Source organism: Chryseobacterium culicis (genome assembly GCF_900108365.1).
GTDB lineage: Bacteria > Bacteroidota > Bacteroidia > Flavobacteriales > Weeksellaceae > Chryseobacterium > Chryseobacterium culicis.
In genome coordinates this window covers 112,528-126,756 of sequence record NZ_FNWQ01000001.1, presented here as the reverse complement: position 1 = coordinate 126,756, position 14,229 = coordinate 112,528, and the positions used below count along the sequence as shown (strand labels likewise).

Sequence of the window (14,229 nt, the reverse complement as noted above, 5' to 3'; positions counted from 1 at the left end):
ATATCTATAATTTAAATTTTAAATTACTTGTTGATTTCTGCATTTAATTTTACAGCATCCTGATACGTAGGATCCAACTGTAAAGATTTAGCCACATAATCTTTTGCTTTAGCAGGATCAGAGTCTTTGCTCATATATGCTACTGCAAAATAAGCATAGGCAAGAGTCTGTTTGTTAGCTTCCTGGTCAGCTGGTTTTACAGTACTGATGAATTTCTCATAGGCAATTTTTGCGGCATCGTTATTTCCTGCCTGCTGGTAAGAATATCCCTGGCTGTAATAAGCCGGAGCCCAATCAGGAAGTAACGTTGACATTTTTTGCCATGTAAGAATTGCACCATTCCAGTTTTTAACATCCTGGTAAGCCGTCGCTAACTTAAATAATGAATCAGAATCCTGGCTGTTAGCCGCAACTTTCTGTTTCAATGCTTCAATTTCAGGATTAGTAGGTCCTTTGTCCACTTCAGACTGAGATACGCCGCCACCTCCTGCGATGTTGGCCAATTCAAGATCCCACTTCATTGTCTCATCCTTAGCAGCCTTTGCAATAGCCACTTTCTGCTGTGCTTCAGCCATTAAAGCAGACTTTTTCGCAGCATCTTTTTCATCCTTTGCTAAACCGGCAGCAATAAGTCCCTGTAAACCCTGATCAGCTGGTAGTACTCTTGTTTTCTCAGCCTGAGAAACAAATGTATCCATATTTTGCTTGGCATCTGCATAGTTTTTATCTGCGTAGGCATTGTAAGCTCTTAATTTGAACTTAATCGGATCATCAATCTTATCAAAAATCTTATCTAGTACCATTTTAGAGTTTGCATAGTCTTCATTTGTGAAGTATAATTTTGCAATTTCTAATTGAGTATACGGATCTTCGTCAGCGTATTTTGTATAGTTGATAAGGTCCTGAGTTGCTTTTGCATTCTGCTGATATCTGATATCATATCCGGCAAGCGCTTTATAGGCAGGAGCATAAGTAGGGTCTACACCGATAGCTTTATCAATGTTTTGCTTAGCTTGCTGCCACTGTTGTGCTGCCATCCATAAAGTTGCCATTCTCGTGTAAACAGAAGCTTTATTTTTAGCAGTAGGCAATGCTTTATCATAAGCAGACATAGCCTCTCCCGGCATTCTTTTTAATCTGTAAGCATCTCCTAAGGTATAATAGTAATGTGCAGGAACCCCTTTCTTCTCAGCTTTCTCAATAGCTTTATTCAAAAACTGGATCGCAAGGTCAGGTGAACTGTTTTTTTCAAATAAGGTTAAAGCTTCTGCAGCTCTGAAAAGAACTTCAGCATCTTTCTCTTTGGAATCAGTGACTACTTTTTGAATTTCAGCTACAGCGTTTTTATCGCCTTTACCTAATTTAACAGCAGCTAAACCGATTTTATTAAGATAGCTTTTCGAATCAGCAGCTAATCCTTTGTTAAAGCTTTCTGTTGCTTTAGCATAATCAGGCTCTCCTTGTCTTAAGAAAGTATTTCCTAAATAGAAGTAGTTTTCAGCTGTAGGTTCTTTAGCGATCATATTAGTGAAGTTTGTTTTTGCCTGAGCAAATTTATCACTGTCTATACTGTTAATACCATCCTGCAGCGTTTGTGCAGAGGCAAAACCGGTAAAAAATACCACGGCTGCTCCAAAAGCAATCTTCTTTACATTCATATTCATTATATCTTTCATTTTATATTTTCTAATAATTGAGTTTTATTATACACAATTTTCAGACCAAATCAAAATTTTTAACAGGGGTAAATTGTGAATTTAATATTTTTTAACGCATCTGTACCTCTCTCTTGTACAGGTTATAAGGCTGCAGACCTTCTTTCTGAACGATTTTCTGTCCCAGGTGTGTACATGAAAATCTTATAAAACCATTGGCGATATTAAAGTTACCTTCGTTGATCAGGAAATAAAGGACTCTTGTAAATGGATATTCCATGGAACGAAGCCCTTCAAAATCCGGGTTATAAAGCTTCCCATTATTTACAACAGGAAGAACTTTCACCATCGCTCTTAATTTTTCAGAAGTTTTATCATAGGGGCGGCTAAAAGTATTGAGCCCTACAACGCCTATTTTTTCGGGGTATTTTCCTAATTCCTCTATAATCTTCTGATTTCCCGGAATAATGGAAAATTGAAGGTCTTTTGGCTGTTTTTTAAATTTTTCAGCTACAAAATTCAGATTACTGGAGTTGGTTCCGTCAAAAATAAATTCTTTTTTGTCGGACATCAGCCCGCTGTTGATTTCCTCCATGGAGATACTTTCCTTCGGAGAGTCTTTAGGCACAACAAAAACAACGGCATCTGCAGCAAATTTAGCAGGCAGAAATTTTAAATCTGTTCTCTCTTCGTATGTTTTTATTTCTTCCGGAGTAAGATTTCTGGACATTACTACCACTTTAGCACTTCCTTTAAGCAGATCCAGAAGTCCCAAGTCTTCTTTTTTGGTTTGTACTTTTATGTGGGTTTCAGGATAATTGATCATATAGCCGTCAGCTAATGCCTCTGTGACGCTTTGGAAGGATTCGTCAGTAAAAATGGTAAGATCACCTTTGTGATATGAGGGAGCATTTTTCTCCTTTTTGCAGCCTGCAAGCATTATGCTTAAAGCAAAAATTACTGCAAGCTTTAAACTATTCTTCATTTCTCGATTTTTTGATTCTTGAGATTGCCCTGTAAATTCTGAAGATACCATATATAACCAATACAACACCTAGCGCATAGGCAACAGCAGGTTCTAAAATAGTAAAGAAGAATTTGTAGACAATCACTACAATTCCTAAAACGATATAAAACAATCCCGTAACCAGGGATAACCAATTGAACATCATGTAACAAAAATACCAAAAAAAATAAAAAGAGAAGCATATGCTTCTCTTTTTATTTATATTTTGAACAAATAAGTCTTATTCAAAGTTCATAGTAAATGGAACACTATAGTAAGATCTAACGCTCTCCCCGTTTCTCTTCGCAGGAGTCCATTTTTTAAGTTTCTTAACTACACGAATTGCTTCATTATTGAAGTCGCTATTTGGAGATTTCTCTTCAATAGTAACTGCAGAAACTGTTCCGTCTTTTTCTACAACGAACTTAAGCTTAGCTTTAAGCGTTCCTTCACCTCCTTCCATTAAAGAAGTATCGAAGTTATCTCCCAAGAACTTTCTTAATGCACCCATACCTCCAGGATATTCTGCAGACTGGTCAACATCTTTATAGATCTCGTTAGGATTATTTGCTTTTACTTCTACAGTACTTGCTTTAGTACCTGTAGATGGTGGTGGCGGCGGCGGTGTATAAGCTGGAGCCTTTACCCCCTCCTGATTCTGTAAACCAGTTGTAGTTTCCAACTGCTTAGAAATCGGTGGTGGTGGAGTTTCAATTTTCGGAGCTTTTACAGGCTCAGGAACTACGTTCTGAATCACCTCAATTTTCTCTTCCTCTTTTGGAGGTGGAGGTGGTGGCGGTGGTTCTTCTTCTTTAGGCTGCTCAATGATCGGATCTTCTTCGATAATATCTACAAGATCTGCCTTCACTTCCTGCTTAGGCGGAGCTGTAAGATTTTTAATCGTAAGATAGATGAACGGAGACAAAGCTGCCAAAAGGAATAATGCTGTTCCGATGATAAAAGACTTTGTTAAAAGTCTCGGATACTGATGTCTAAGATCATAGGCACCATATTCCTTGTTTCTATTTTCAAATACGATCTCGTCTAGAGTAAGATTCTGACCGTATACATTTTCATCTGCCATAGATTAGATATAACAATTTTATGGTTAAATTACTTTGTAGCAGCAGCCGGCGCAGCAGCACCTCCTACTTTTTTCTCATAAACAGCTTTTTCCCAAGGTTTGATGTCAGTAACACCGTACTGCTCACTTTTGGTAATAGCCATTTCGTCAAGAATATCAACAAAGTTCTTATATACAGCATCGTCAGTTGGCTTAATGATCACGGTAAATTTCGTTTGATCTGCAGCTCTAGATTTTGCCTGCTGAATTACTTTTCTAATTCCTTCTCTATCAAGAGTAGTTTCCATAAGAGTCTGGTCATTCAGGGAAGTTGCATCCTGCTGGTGCCAAAATACTCTGTTGTCTTTTCCTAATAAGATAGAAATTGAGTTCGAAAGTTTAATTTCTGTTGGAGGTGGTTTTTGTTTTTCATCTTTCGGTTTAGCCGGAAGACCCAAATCCATAACATTCGGTTTACTAAATGTAGTTGTGAACATAAAGAAGGTAATCAATAGAAAACCCAAGTCCACCATCGGAGTCATATCGACTCTGGTACTTTGCTTCTTGGAACGGACCTTGCCGCCCTTGCCGCCTTTCTCTTGTACTTGTACTTCTGCCATTTCTATCGATATTATTCGTTAGGTTTACCTTCTTGTGATGTAATCAACCAAAATTTAAGAAAATCAATATCTCTTAAACCTTCAAATAGGCTTTTCACTTTAGGGTACTGCGTTGTAACGTCACCTTTAATGGCTAACTTGTAGTCAGGATTAACGCTTAAACTTTCTTTTACCCAGTCAATTAATTGCTTATTTGTACTGTCCATAGGAATTCCTGTAGGACTCTTATAATTTTTCTGCTCATCTGCAGGCAGGTCCAAATACCCTTTAAGCTGGTTCATTGGAACACCAATTGCCTGAATTTTCTGGAAAGCAGCTTTTTGGTTGTTGTCAAAAGTAATTCCATACTTCTGTCCCATTTTATCCAAAAGAGCTAATCTTTCTGATGCATTTTCTACCGGCTGGAAATAGAATTTTCCGTCCGGAGTAGCGTTGATAGTCATTAAACTAGCATCAGGAAGTAATTTTTCCGAAATTGAAGATGGCGGTTTAATCTGCTCCACGTCAGGTTTTTTAAACTGAGTGGTCAATATAAAGAACGTAAGTAGTAGGAACGCAACGTCACACATTGCCGTCATGTCCGTAATTACTCCGTGTCTTTTTGGTTTGACTCTCGCCATTATTATAAAATATTTTTAATTAAACTTCTTTTAATTGCTAATGCAAATATCTTGCTAATTCTTAGTTGAATTCAGCGAAAGATTGTTGGATACTCATAGAGATCTCATCGATCTTGTACGTTAATCCGTCAATTTTAGAAGTAAAGAAGTTGTAAAGGATAATAGCGATTGCTGAAGTACCAATACCTAATGCCGTGTTAATCAAGGCTTCAGAGATACCTGTAGATAGTGCAGCAGCATCCGGAGTACCACCTCCTGAACCTAATGCGAAGAATGCCTTGATCATCCCGATTACCGTTCCAAGTAGTGCTACTAACGTTGCAACAGTACCTAAAGTAGAAAGGATCATCATGTTTTTCTCAAGCATTGGCATCTCAAGAGTAGTAGCTTCTTCGATAGCTTTGTTAAGAGCTACCATTTTCTGCTCTTTATTTAATGTAGTATCGTGAGAAAGTGCTTTGTAAGTAGTAAGACCTTCTTTTACTACGTTACCAACAGAACCTTGTTGTCTGTCACACTCTTCGATAGCTTCGTCAATTTTGTTTTGGTTTAGCAAGCTTCTTACCTGTACAACGAAGTTGTCTAAGTTTCCTTTTCCAGCTGCTTTACCAAGAACGAAATATCTTTCAAAAGAGAAAACGATTACAGTAATCATGAAAGTAATCAAGATTGGTACGATAACCCCTCCTTTGTAGATAATACCTAAAAACGATTCTGGGTGAATGTCTTTTCCTTCAACACTTGAAAAAGCTACAGAACCACTTCCTAGTTTATCTGCATCTTTAAAGTTTCCTGGGCTACCAAGAACGAATAAATAAATACATACTCCTATAGCAAATAGAATAGGAATAATAACAGCTGGATTTAAACCTCCTGCCTTTCTAGCAACTACTTGCTCATCATTTTTTGAAACATTCATTTCCATATTTAACTAAATTATATTGTTTTAAAATTTTACAGGGTGTAAATTAAAGGCAAAATTAATTAAAATGCAAGAGTCTTAATTAAACATTTTGCTTTTTTTTGATAAAGAAATTTTAATACGATTTCGAAATAATAATTATTTTAAATTATTTTATTTATTTTTTCAAAATTTAACATTTGGATTAAAAAATCAAAAAAATAAGACACCCATTTTTTTTAATTTCCCAATGTTAATTTTTTTTTAAATTACGATATTCACAATACGGTGAGGGACTACAATGATTTTTTTAGGGGTTTTACCTTCCAAAATCTGTTGCATTTTCTCGCTTGAAATCACCAAATCTTCCACTTCCTTGGCAGATAATTGAGCAGAAAGTGAAATTTTGAACTTCATTTTGCCATTTACGCTTACCGGATACTCAATTTCGTCTTCTACCAGATAATCCTCATTTAATGCCGGGAATTTTTCAAACTCGATCGTTGTATGATGGCCTAATAAACTCCAAAGTTCCTCGCAGATGTGAGGCGCATACGGAGAAATGATAACGGCAAGCGGCTCTAAAATATTGCGTTTGCTGCATTTTATTTTCTGCAGCTCATTCACCGCAATCATAAATGATGATACGGAGGTATTGAATGAGAAGTTTTCAATATCATATACGACCTTCTTTATTAAGGTATGTAAAACTTTGTATTCCGCTTTGGTAGGTTCTTCGTCTGAAACCTCAAATAGGTCTCCGTTGAAATACAGGTTCCAGAATTTTTTAAGGAAACCGTATACACCGCTAAGTCCCTGTGTGTTCCAGGGCTTGGACTGTTCCAATGGGCCTAAGAACATTTCATATAATCTTAATCCGTCTGCTCCGTACTCTTCACAGATGTCATCAGGATTGACTACGTTATATTTTGACTTGGACATTTTTTCTACTTCACGGTCGGTGATGTATTTTCCGTCTTCCAGAATAAATTCGGCATCAGCATAATCCGGTCTCCATACTTTGAAGGCTTCGGTATCCAATTCATCTGAAGTTCCTTTTAATAAGGATACGTCTACGTGGATCTGCTGAGTCTGGTAGTCTTTCGCTAAATTTTTAGAGACATATTGATTCGTTCCATCAATTCTGTATACAAATGCACTCATCCCCAAGATCATTCCCTGGTTGATCAGTTTCTGGAATGGCTCATCATGACTGATATAACCTCTGTCTTTTAGGAACATATTCCAGAAACGGGAATACAATAAGTGACCTGTTGCGTGCTCGCTTCCTCCTATATATAGGTCTACCTGTCCCCAGTAGTCCGCCAATTCTTTTTTAACAAAAGTTTCCTGATCGTTAGGATCCATATATCTAAGGAAATACCATGAGCTTCCTGCCCATCCCGGCATTGTAGACAGTTCTAAAGGGAAAATCGTTTTGTCATCAATAAGATCCGTGGCTGTTACTTTCTGATTCGCTTCATCCCATGCAAATTCTTTTGCATTTCCCAGTGGCGGATCTCCGTCTTCTGTAGGTAAATATTTTTCAACTTCAGGAAGTTCTAGCGGTAAAGCAGAAGTTGGCAACGTGTAAGGCATCCCATCCTTATAATATATAGGAACAGGCTCTCCCCAGTAACGCTGTCTTGAGAAAATAGCATCACGCTGTCTGTAGTTGGTAGTTCCGTGACCGATACCTTTGGTTTCGATCTCTGAAATCATTTTTGCTTTTGCTTCATTATAATGTAATCCGTTTAGGAAATCAGAGTTTACACAGACGGAGTCTTTAGAATCAAAAGATTTTTCCTGAACGTCTTCTTCGGTTTCCACCACTTTCTTGATTTCAAGATTAAATTTCTTTGCAAATCTGTGGTCTCGTTCATCGTGTGCCGGAACTGCCATTACAGCCCCTGTTCCATATCCCATCAATACATAGTCTGAAATATAGATCGGCATTTTTTCATTGCTGAACGGATTAACGGCATAACTTCCCGTGAAAGCTCCGCTCACGTTTTTCACGTCAGACATTCTGTCTCTTTCGGTTTTCTTGGAAGTTTCTTCTATATAGGTATCTATTTCTGCTTTTTGGGCATCGGTAGTAATGGTTTCCACTAATGGATTTTCCGGAGCCAACACCATAAAGGTGGCTCCAAAAATGGTATCGGGTCTTGTAGTAAATACCTCAACGGTTTCGTCATGGCCTTCTACTTTGAACTGAACCTGTGCTCCCTGAGATTTTCCGATCCAGTATTCCTGTGAATCTTTCAACGGCTGCGGCCAGTCTAATGTATTTAATCCCTGTAATAATCTTTCTGAGTAGGCAGAAATTCTCATGCTCCACTGCATCATTTTCTTTTGAAAAACCGGGAACCCTCCTCTTTCGGATTTACCATCTTTCACCTCATCATTGGCCAATACGGTTCCTAATGCCGGGCACCAGTTTACAGTGGTTTCTGCTCTGTAAGCAAGACGGTAGTTTAAAAGGATATCCTGCTTATCCAGCTCGGAAGCATTTTTCCATTCTTCTGCGGTGAAATTTAATTCGTCGTTCTGATTGGCATTTAATCCTTCTGTTCCTTTTTGTTCAAAATGCTGGATTAATGAATCAATAGATTCTGCCTTGTCAGTATTTTTATTATACCATGAGTGGTACAGCTGGATAAAAATCCACTGTGTCCATTTATAATAAGAAGCGTCTGAAGTTCTTACTTCTCTGCTCCAGTCGAATGAGAATCCGATTTTTTTCAGCTGCTCCTCATACCTGTTGATATTCTGTTCTGTAGTAACGGCCGGATGCTGTCCTGTCTGGATCGCATATTGTTCAGCAGGAAGTCCGAAGCTGTCATATCCTACCGGGTGGAGCACATTAAACCCCTGGTGTCTCTTGTATCTCGCATAAATATCGGATGCAATATACCCAAGCGGGTGACCTACGTGAAGCCCTGCTCCTGATGGATACGGAAACATATCGAGTACATAAAACTTAGGTTTGTCTGTGTTATTAGAGGTCTTATAGGTTTGATTTTCCTCCCAGTATTTCTGCCACTTTTTTTCTATCTGCTGATGATCGTAAAACACGTTATATATATGTTATATGTTAGACTGAATTATTTTTCTTTTTGACAAGATTCACAAAATTAATGATTTTAAAGTAAATAGAAATTTTAATTTAAGGTGAATTGCCATTCTCTTCTCAACAAAAAAATCCCATCCGGGGATGAGATCTGTTTTTTATATCCTGAAGTATAGTATTATTGCGGAACTCTTTTGAAAGTATAAGTTCTTGTCTGGAATACAGTAGGATCCTGAGTCTCTTCCCTTACTGCAAGATTGAGTGTTGTGTTATCCAGCGTAATAATCTTCGCATTCTGCGGTTCCACTACTCCCTGAATCTTCATCTGAACGGATTTACCCTCCTTATCATAGGTATAATTAAATTTTATATCAGAAAGAATAGCACACTGCCCAGGTGTAGCAGTATCGCCCCAGTTTGTTTTTCCCCCTTTGGAGTCTACACTGAACCACCATCTGGTCTGCTTCTGGCAGTCTGTATAAGTAATCGTGTTAGAAACCGGATCTTCACCAGTTTCCACTGTAGTAACCACTTCTTTTAATGGTTGCCAGGTCCCAACCAGAGGAGCTTCCAAAACAGTATCATTATTATCACTACATCCTGTAGCCGCAAACAATGACAAACCTGCAAATAGTAATGCTAATTTCTTCATAGATCAATTTTTTCAAGCGCTAAAATTATAATTTTTTTGATTTATATTACTATTTTTTATGAAAAATTATTTCATTGGCCTTTATTTGTATATATTTTAAAACTGCCGAACATCATTTTCCCTATATTTAACAAATAATGAATGAACGAGCACCGATCATTTTATTAAAATGGTTATTTTTGCAGCAAACAAAATACAAATGCAGGATATAACGAAAAACAATTTTGACTTTATACGTGTTCTCCTCGCCTTTATTGTCTTTCTTGGACATCTTGGCACCCTCAGCGCTTCTCCTGATCTCAAGATTCTTGAGCACAGCCCCATCGAAATTGCCGTTTTCGGTTTCTTTGCAGTGAGCGGATTTCTTATTGCGAGAAGCTATGACAGGTCATCAAGCCTTAAAAGTTATATAAAAAAGAGAATCAAAAGAATTGTTCCCGCTTACTTATTGGTTATTTTTTTATGTGCAACTTTATTAAGTCTGGTAAGCACCTATTCTTTTACCGAATATTTCAGTAATACGCAGGTTTACAAATACCTTTTCTGGAATTCGTTATTTTTAAATTTTAAAGCCCCCTGGCTTCCCGGAGTTTTTGGCAATCAGGCAGTGAATGGTGCCTTATGGACGCTGAAAATAGAAATGTGCTACTATTTCTCTGTTCCTTTGCTGTTTCTGCTTTTCGGAAAGAATAATAAATACAGAAATGTAAGTTTGATTATTTTATATTTCCTTTCCCTTATTTATCTGAATTATTTTGAATCTTTAAATAAAATTTCAGTCGCCAAACAGCTTCCCGGAACACTATCTTATTTCATCCCCGGAATGCTGATTTACTTTAATTTTGACAAATTCATCCAGCATAAAAACATCATTTTCATCATTGCATTGGCTACAGTTTGGATTGATTTATTTTTAAACATCCAGCTTTTCTCCCCTATGATGATCGGTGTTATTGTTATGTATATTGCCTATTCATTTACATTCTTAAATAACTTCGGAAAATATGGTGATTTCACTTACGGAATTTATATTTTCCACTTCCCTATCATCAGAACTTTCCAGACTTTAGGATTGTTTGAGGATTACAATCCGTTTCTAATGGCTTTGGTATGTATGTTGGTGGTAATTGCCGTAGGGGTAAGTTCCTGGCATTTTTATGAAAAAAGATTTTTATAATTTTGCAGTTTAGAAAAACATAAATGAAAGATCTTGTCTCCATCATTACGCCTTGCTACAATTCGGCTGAATTTATTGAGGAAACCATCCAGTCTGTCCTGAACCAATCCTATGAAAACTGGGAATGGCTGATCACTGATGATTTATCGAAAGACAACACCATTGAAATTTTAAAAAAATATAACGATCCAAGAATAAAATTACAGGTTCTGGAGCAAAATGGCGGCGCAGGAAATGCCAGAAATAAAAGTCTTGAAAGGGCTGACGGAAGATATATTGCATTTCTCGATTCCGATGATTTGTGGTATCCTGAATATCTGGAAACCATGATTACTTTTCTTCAGGAAAACAATGCAGAACTGGCCTATTGCAATTACTCAAGGTGTGATGAATATACCATGAAACCCATTTTAAAGGATTTTGAAGCTGATAAAATTGTGACCTTCTCTAATTTACTTAAAACCTGCAGGCTGGCTCCGGTTTCCACTATTTACGACACCAGAAGAGTCGGAAAATTTTTCTTTCCGGTAAAAAGCAAACGTGAAGATCATGTCATGTGGCTGAATTTATTGAAAGTCATTCCCAAAGGCTATCCTGTAAAAAAGACGATGGCCAAATACAGAATGCGTGAAAACAGTGTTTCAAGAAATAAGAAAAATATCATCAAAGATCAGTATCTTGTGTATAAAGATTTCATGGGCTTCTCTACAGTAAAATCATTGTATTATACGGCTAACTGGGCGTTAAACGGATTCATGAAATATTCGAAAATATTTAATTAATGGAATATTCTAAAGAGTTTAAAGCTGCTCTGAGTGCTTTTTCAGGTGCCGATAAAGACAAACTTATTTTCAGACTTCTGAGAAAGGATAAGCTATTGTCTAAAAAGCTTTACTTTGAACTGATTGATCCGGAAACCACGGATGACAAAAGAAATTCCATGGAAGAACACGTGGAGGAACAGGTTCTCCTGGCTTCGAAATATGTGGGAAATGCCAAATATTTCCTGTCTACCGTAAGAAAAATAAGTGCTGAAATTACTGAACATGTAAAAATCACTACTGACAAATTCGGGGAGGTTTCACTGAATCTTCTTCTTGTCAACAAGATATTGGAAAACAACAGTGATCTCGGCAGACAAAGATTTGACAATGTTTACAAGCTTTATATCTATATCATCAATAAAGTCTTTAAGTCATTGGTCCTGATTAAAAAACTGGACGAAGATTACTGGATGGAAATTGATGAATATCTTCGTGATACTCAGAATAAACTTTTAGAAAATCACTATCTTCAGAAACTTTGTATTAACAATGGTCTTGACTTCAATTGGCTGGAATGTGAAAGAATTCCTGAAAACATTGACCAGATCATGAAAGAGATTAAAAGCCAGGGTTTCCTAAGATAAAATTTTCTGAAGAATCATTTTAGTGGAATCAGGTTTTTCATCCACGAATTTTCCGGCGTTCTGAGACATTTCTGCAAGTTCCTCTCTATTCTCTTCATTCAAAAGAAATAATACGAATTCTGAGGCTGTATATTCGTCAGGGAAAGATTTTCCTCCATTTGCAGAGACCAGATCATCAGCTTCCGGATTCTTTCTGTAATGATTTCCAAAGATGACAGGAACACCAAAAGTAGCTGCTTCCAGAATATTATGGAGACCCGCATCATGAAACCCTCCTCCTACAACCGCAACATCCGCGTATGAATAGAGTTTTGATAATAACCCAATACTGTCTATGATCAGAATCTGAGAATGGGAAACCAAAGATTGGGTATTTTGTACTTCACTGTATAATACTGCGTCCGGAAACAGGTTTTTCAAATGCTCCACCCTTTTCAGATCATGAGGCGCTATAATGAGCTTTGCTGTATTGTTTTTACGGGAGATTACTTCTGCCATTTTCTCTTCTGCCTGCCATGAGCTTCCGAAAATTACCGCTTTATTTTCTCCGATAAAATCTGCAATAAAATCTACGTGATTGTCCCTTCCGCGAAGTTGTTTCACTCTGTCAAATCTTGTATCTCCCGTCACCGAAGACCTCATCAATCCAACACTTTTTGCCAGAGCCAATGAGAACTGGGTCTGATGAAAAAACCAGTCTACATCTTTCTGAAGCTGTCTGACAAACCATTTACCATAGGAAGTAAAGAAGGATTGTCTTTCATAGAACAATGCAGAGATTACATAGATTTTTGTTCCCCGATTTTTTAATTCTGCAAGAAGATTGTACCAGTAATCATATTTAACCGTAAAAAATAGTTCAGCATTAAATTGAGATATAAATTCTTTTACTGTGTTTTTTTTATCAAAAGGCAGATAACAGATCACGTCTGCAATATTGCTCTTTTTAATAACGTTTTCATAACCTGATGGCGAAAAGAAAGTCACCAGTATTTTGTGCTGAGGAAAATTATCTTTAAGTTTTTCCAAAACAGGCAGCCCCTGCTCATATTCACCAAGACTGGCAGCGTGCATCCAGATCACTTTATCCGTTTTTGAAAACGCTGATTTTACTTTATCCAAGGACTGCCTCCTTCCTTCAACGCCTTTTTTAGTTTTATCATTAAACAATGTGAAAACCTTCATTCCGAAAGTAAGGAGACTGATCAATATATTGTAGATAAAGGCCATTTTGTTTATTCTTTAATTTCAATTTTGTCATGATCCGTAGAAGGATTTGATATGACTAAAAATTCGATTTCTTCAGCAGATTCATTGGAGATAAAGTGCTTTGCTCCGGGTTCAATAGAAATAGATTCTCCCTGACGTACACAAAATTTCTCTTCATTGATGCGGAAAACCGCTTCTCCTTTCAGCATATAAAAAAACTGTTCTGCAACTTTATGATAGTGAAGTTTTTCTGAAGTTCCCGCAGGCATCTTCTCCTGTTTTATGGATAAGCCTGGCGTATTTTTAAGGATCCAGCTGTCACATTGGTTTCCCCAGATATAATGTTCTGAATTATTTTTAGAATGTATCATTTAAACAAATGGGCTATAAAAACTAATGCAGGAGTAAATAATACAACAGATAAAAATATAGCCGCAAATGAAATTTTTGGTTTGGCTTTCTCATCTACCGCACATCTGAACATATAATCCTGAATATTCATAAAAATGACTGCCAGTACCACAAAAAGAATTCTCAATCCGATTTTCATAATCAAAAACTGAGCATTCATATTCTGTTCTGTAATTTCTACGGGGAAATTAGTATCTTCAGGATGCCTCACTCCATAAACGAATAGAGCATATAATCCCAAAGCTAATACAGGCATCAGAAAGGCATACACTCTTCCACCAAATCCATCAGCCTTTCCTTCCATATCAAAATGCACAGGAATTCTCTCTGGCAAAGTGCTATAGTTTTTTAAGGTAAACCACCATAGAAAAGCAACCCATCCAAAATTAAAAATATCAAAAATTGTAAAGAGAATATTTTCCATTTCAGATAAG

General features: G+C 37.0%; 15 protein-coding genes. 3 read left to right on the top strand and 12 right to left on the bottom strand.

Going from position 1 to position 14,229, the window contains the following annotated elements:
- Positions 1–23: 23 nt before the first annotated feature.
- From BLW74_RS00580 to BLW74_RS00540, 9 genes are all read right to left on the bottom strand, one after another.
- The gene (locus BLW74_RS00580; RefSeq protein WP_089689547.1) at positions 24–1,676 is read right to left on the bottom strand and encodes a tetratricopeptide repeat protein; all 1,653 of its coding nucleotides are present in this window, start codon (positions 1,674–1,676) and stop codon (positions 24–26) included.
- 91 nt (positions 1,677–1,767) lie between these two features.
- Positions 1,768–2,640, bottom strand: a complete 873-nt coding sequence (locus tag BLW74_RS00575) for a PstS family phosphate ABC transporter substrate-binding protein (protein ID WP_089689546.1) — start codon at positions 2,638–2,640, stop codon at positions 1,768–1,770.
- A complete protein-coding gene (locus tag BLW74_RS00570; RefSeq protein WP_172617109.1) occupies positions 2,630–2,827 on the bottom strand; it encodes a DUF308 domain-containing protein in 198 nt (65 codons plus the stop codon). Before BLW74_RS00570 ends, BLW74_RS00575 begins: the two co-directional genes overlap by 11 nt.
- 75 nt (positions 2,828–2,902) lie before the next feature.
- Positions 2,903–3,745 carry an energy transducer TonB gene (locus BLW74_RS00565; protein ID WP_089689545.1) on the bottom strand — a complete coding sequence of 281 codons (843 nt, stop codon included), beginning with the start codon at positions 3,743–3,745 and terminating at the stop codon, positions 2,903–2,905.
- A 29-nt stretch (positions 3,746–3,774) separates the two neighbouring features.
- A complete protein-coding gene (locus tag BLW74_RS00560; RefSeq protein ID WP_089689544.1) occupies positions 3,775–4,344 on the bottom strand; it encodes an ExbD/TolR family protein in 570 nt (189 codons plus the stop codon).
- Between the two features lie 11 nt (positions 4,345–4,355).
- Entirely contained in the window at positions 4,356–4,964 is a 609-nt protein-coding gene (locus BLW74_RS00555; protein WP_089689543.1) for an ExbD/TolR family protein, read from the bottom strand.
- A 61-nt stretch (positions 4,965–5,025) separates the two neighbouring features.
- Entirely contained in the window at positions 5,026–5,889 is an 864-nt protein-coding gene (locus BLW74_RS00550) for a MotA/TolQ/ExbB proton channel family protein (protein WP_076594929.1), read from the bottom strand.
- Positions 5,890–6,129: 240 nt separating this feature from the next.
- Entirely contained in the window at positions 6,130–8,943 is a 2,814-nt protein-coding gene (leuS, locus tag BLW74_RS00545; RefSeq protein WP_089689542.1) for a leucine--tRNA ligase, read from the bottom strand.
- 173 nt (positions 8,944–9,116) lie between these two features.
- Complete coding sequence (locus BLW74_RS00540; RefSeq protein WP_089689541.1) at positions 9,117–9,590, bottom strand: lipocalin-like domain-containing protein; 474 nt, start codon at positions 9,588–9,590, stop codon at positions 9,117–9,119.
- Between the two features lie 199 nt (positions 9,591–9,789).
- On the opposite strand from BLW74_RS00540, the gene BLW74_RS00535 reads away from it, so the two are divergent.
- Genes BLW74_RS00535 through BLW74_RS00525 form a run of 3 tightly spaced genes read left to right on the top strand, consistent with a single transcriptional unit; the run spans position 9,790 to position 12,175 of the window.
- On the top strand, positions 9,790–10,767 hold the full coding sequence (locus BLW74_RS00535; RefSeq protein ID WP_167358356.1) for an acyltransferase family protein: 978 nt from the start codon (positions 9,790–9,792) through the stop codon (positions 10,765–10,767).
- A gap of 23 nt (positions 10,768–10,790) precedes the next feature.
- Positions 10,791–11,549: a glycosyltransferase family 2 protein gene (locus tag BLW74_RS00530; protein ID WP_089689539.1), complete on the top strand. Its 759-nt coding sequence runs from the start codon at positions 10,791–10,793 to the stop codon at positions 11,547–11,549.
- Complete coding sequence (locus tag BLW74_RS00525; protein ID WP_089689538.1) at positions 11,549–12,175, top strand: calponin homology domain-containing protein; 627 nt, start codon at positions 11,549–11,551, stop codon at positions 12,173–12,175. The genes BLW74_RS00530 and BLW74_RS00525 overlap by 1 nt, the downstream gene beginning before the upstream one ends.
- On the opposite strand, the gene BLW74_RS00520 is transcribed toward BLW74_RS00525, so the two are convergent.
- From BLW74_RS00520 to BLW74_RS00510, 3 genes are read right to left on the bottom strand one after another with little or no spacing between them, the layout of a single operon-like run.
- Positions 12,167–13,405 carry a 3-deoxy-D-manno-octulosonic acid transferase gene (locus BLW74_RS00520; RefSeq protein ID WP_089689537.1) on the bottom strand — a complete coding sequence of 413 codons (1,239 nt, stop codon included), beginning with the start codon at positions 13,403–13,405 and terminating at the stop codon, positions 12,167–12,169. The genes BLW74_RS00525 and BLW74_RS00520 overlap by 9 nt on opposite strands.
- A 5-nt stretch (positions 13,406–13,410) precedes the next feature.
- Positions 13,411–13,755, bottom strand: coding sequence for a cupin domain-containing protein (locus BLW74_RS00515; protein WP_089689536.1), 345 nt, complete (start codon positions 13,753–13,755; stop codon positions 13,411–13,413).
- A complete protein-coding gene (locus BLW74_RS00510; protein WP_089689535.1) occupies positions 13,752–14,219 on the bottom strand; it encodes a DUF1648 domain-containing protein in 468 nt (155 codons plus the stop codon). The genes BLW74_RS00515 and BLW74_RS00510 overlap by 4 nt, the downstream gene beginning before the upstream one ends.
- Positions 14,220–14,229 lie beyond the last annotated feature (10 nt).

Bases quoted from the DNA above. Each gene is read 5' to 3' on its own strand.
- BLW74_RS00530 (WP_089689539.1), top strand. From the start codon at position 10,791: ATGAAAGATCTTGTCTCCATCATTACGCCTTGCTACAATTCGGCTGAA.
- BLW74_RS00570 (WP_172617109.1), bottom strand. From the start codon at position 2,827: ATGATGTTCAATTGGTTATCCCTGGTTACGGGATTGTTTTATATCGTT.
- BLW74_RS00560 (WP_089689544.1), bottom strand. From the start codon at position 4,344: ATGGCAGAAGTACAAGTACAAGAGAAAGGCGGCAAGGGCGGCAAGGTC.
- BLW74_RS00515 (WP_089689536.1), bottom strand. From the start codon at position 13,755: ATGATACATTCTAAAAATAATTCAGAACATTATATCTGGGGAAACCAA.
- BLW74_RS00550 (WP_076594929.1), bottom strand. From the start codon at position 5,889: ATGGAAATGAATGTTTCAAAAAATGATGAGCAAGTAGTTGCTAGAAAG.
- BLW74_RS00565 (WP_089689545.1), bottom strand. From the start codon at position 3,745: ATGGCAGATGAAAATGTATACGGTCAGAATCTTACTCTAGACGAGATC.
- BLW74_RS00580 (WP_089689547.1), bottom strand. From the start codon at position 1,676: ATGAAAGATATAATGAATATGAATGTAAAGAAGATTGCTTTTGGAGCA.
- BLW74_RS00535 (WP_167358356.1), top strand. From the start codon at position 9,790: ATGCAGGATATAACGAAAAACAATTTTGACTTTATACGTGTTCTCCTC.
- BLW74_RS00555 (WP_089689543.1), bottom strand. From the start codon at position 4,964: ATGGCGAGAGTCAAACCAAAAAGACACGGAGTAATTACGGACATGACG.
- BLW74_RS00575 (WP_089689546.1), bottom strand. From the start codon at position 2,640: ATGAAGAATAGTTTAAAGCTTGCAGTAATTTTTGCTTTAAGCATAATG.
- BLW74_RS00525 (WP_089689538.1), top strand. From the start codon at position 11,549: ATGGAATATTCTAAAGAGTTTAAAGCTGCTCTGAGTGCTTTTTCAGGT.
- BLW74_RS00510 (WP_089689535.1), bottom strand. From the start codon at position 14,219: ATGGAAAATATTCTCTTTACAATTTTTGATATTTTTAATTTTGGATGG.
- BLW74_RS00540 (WP_089689541.1), bottom strand. From the start codon at position 9,590: ATGAAGAAATTAGCATTACTATTTGCAGGTTTGTCATTGTTTGCGGCT.
- BLW74_RS00520 (WP_089689537.1), bottom strand. From the start codon at position 13,405: ATGGCCTTTATCTACAATATATTGATCAGTCTCCTTACTTTCGGAATG.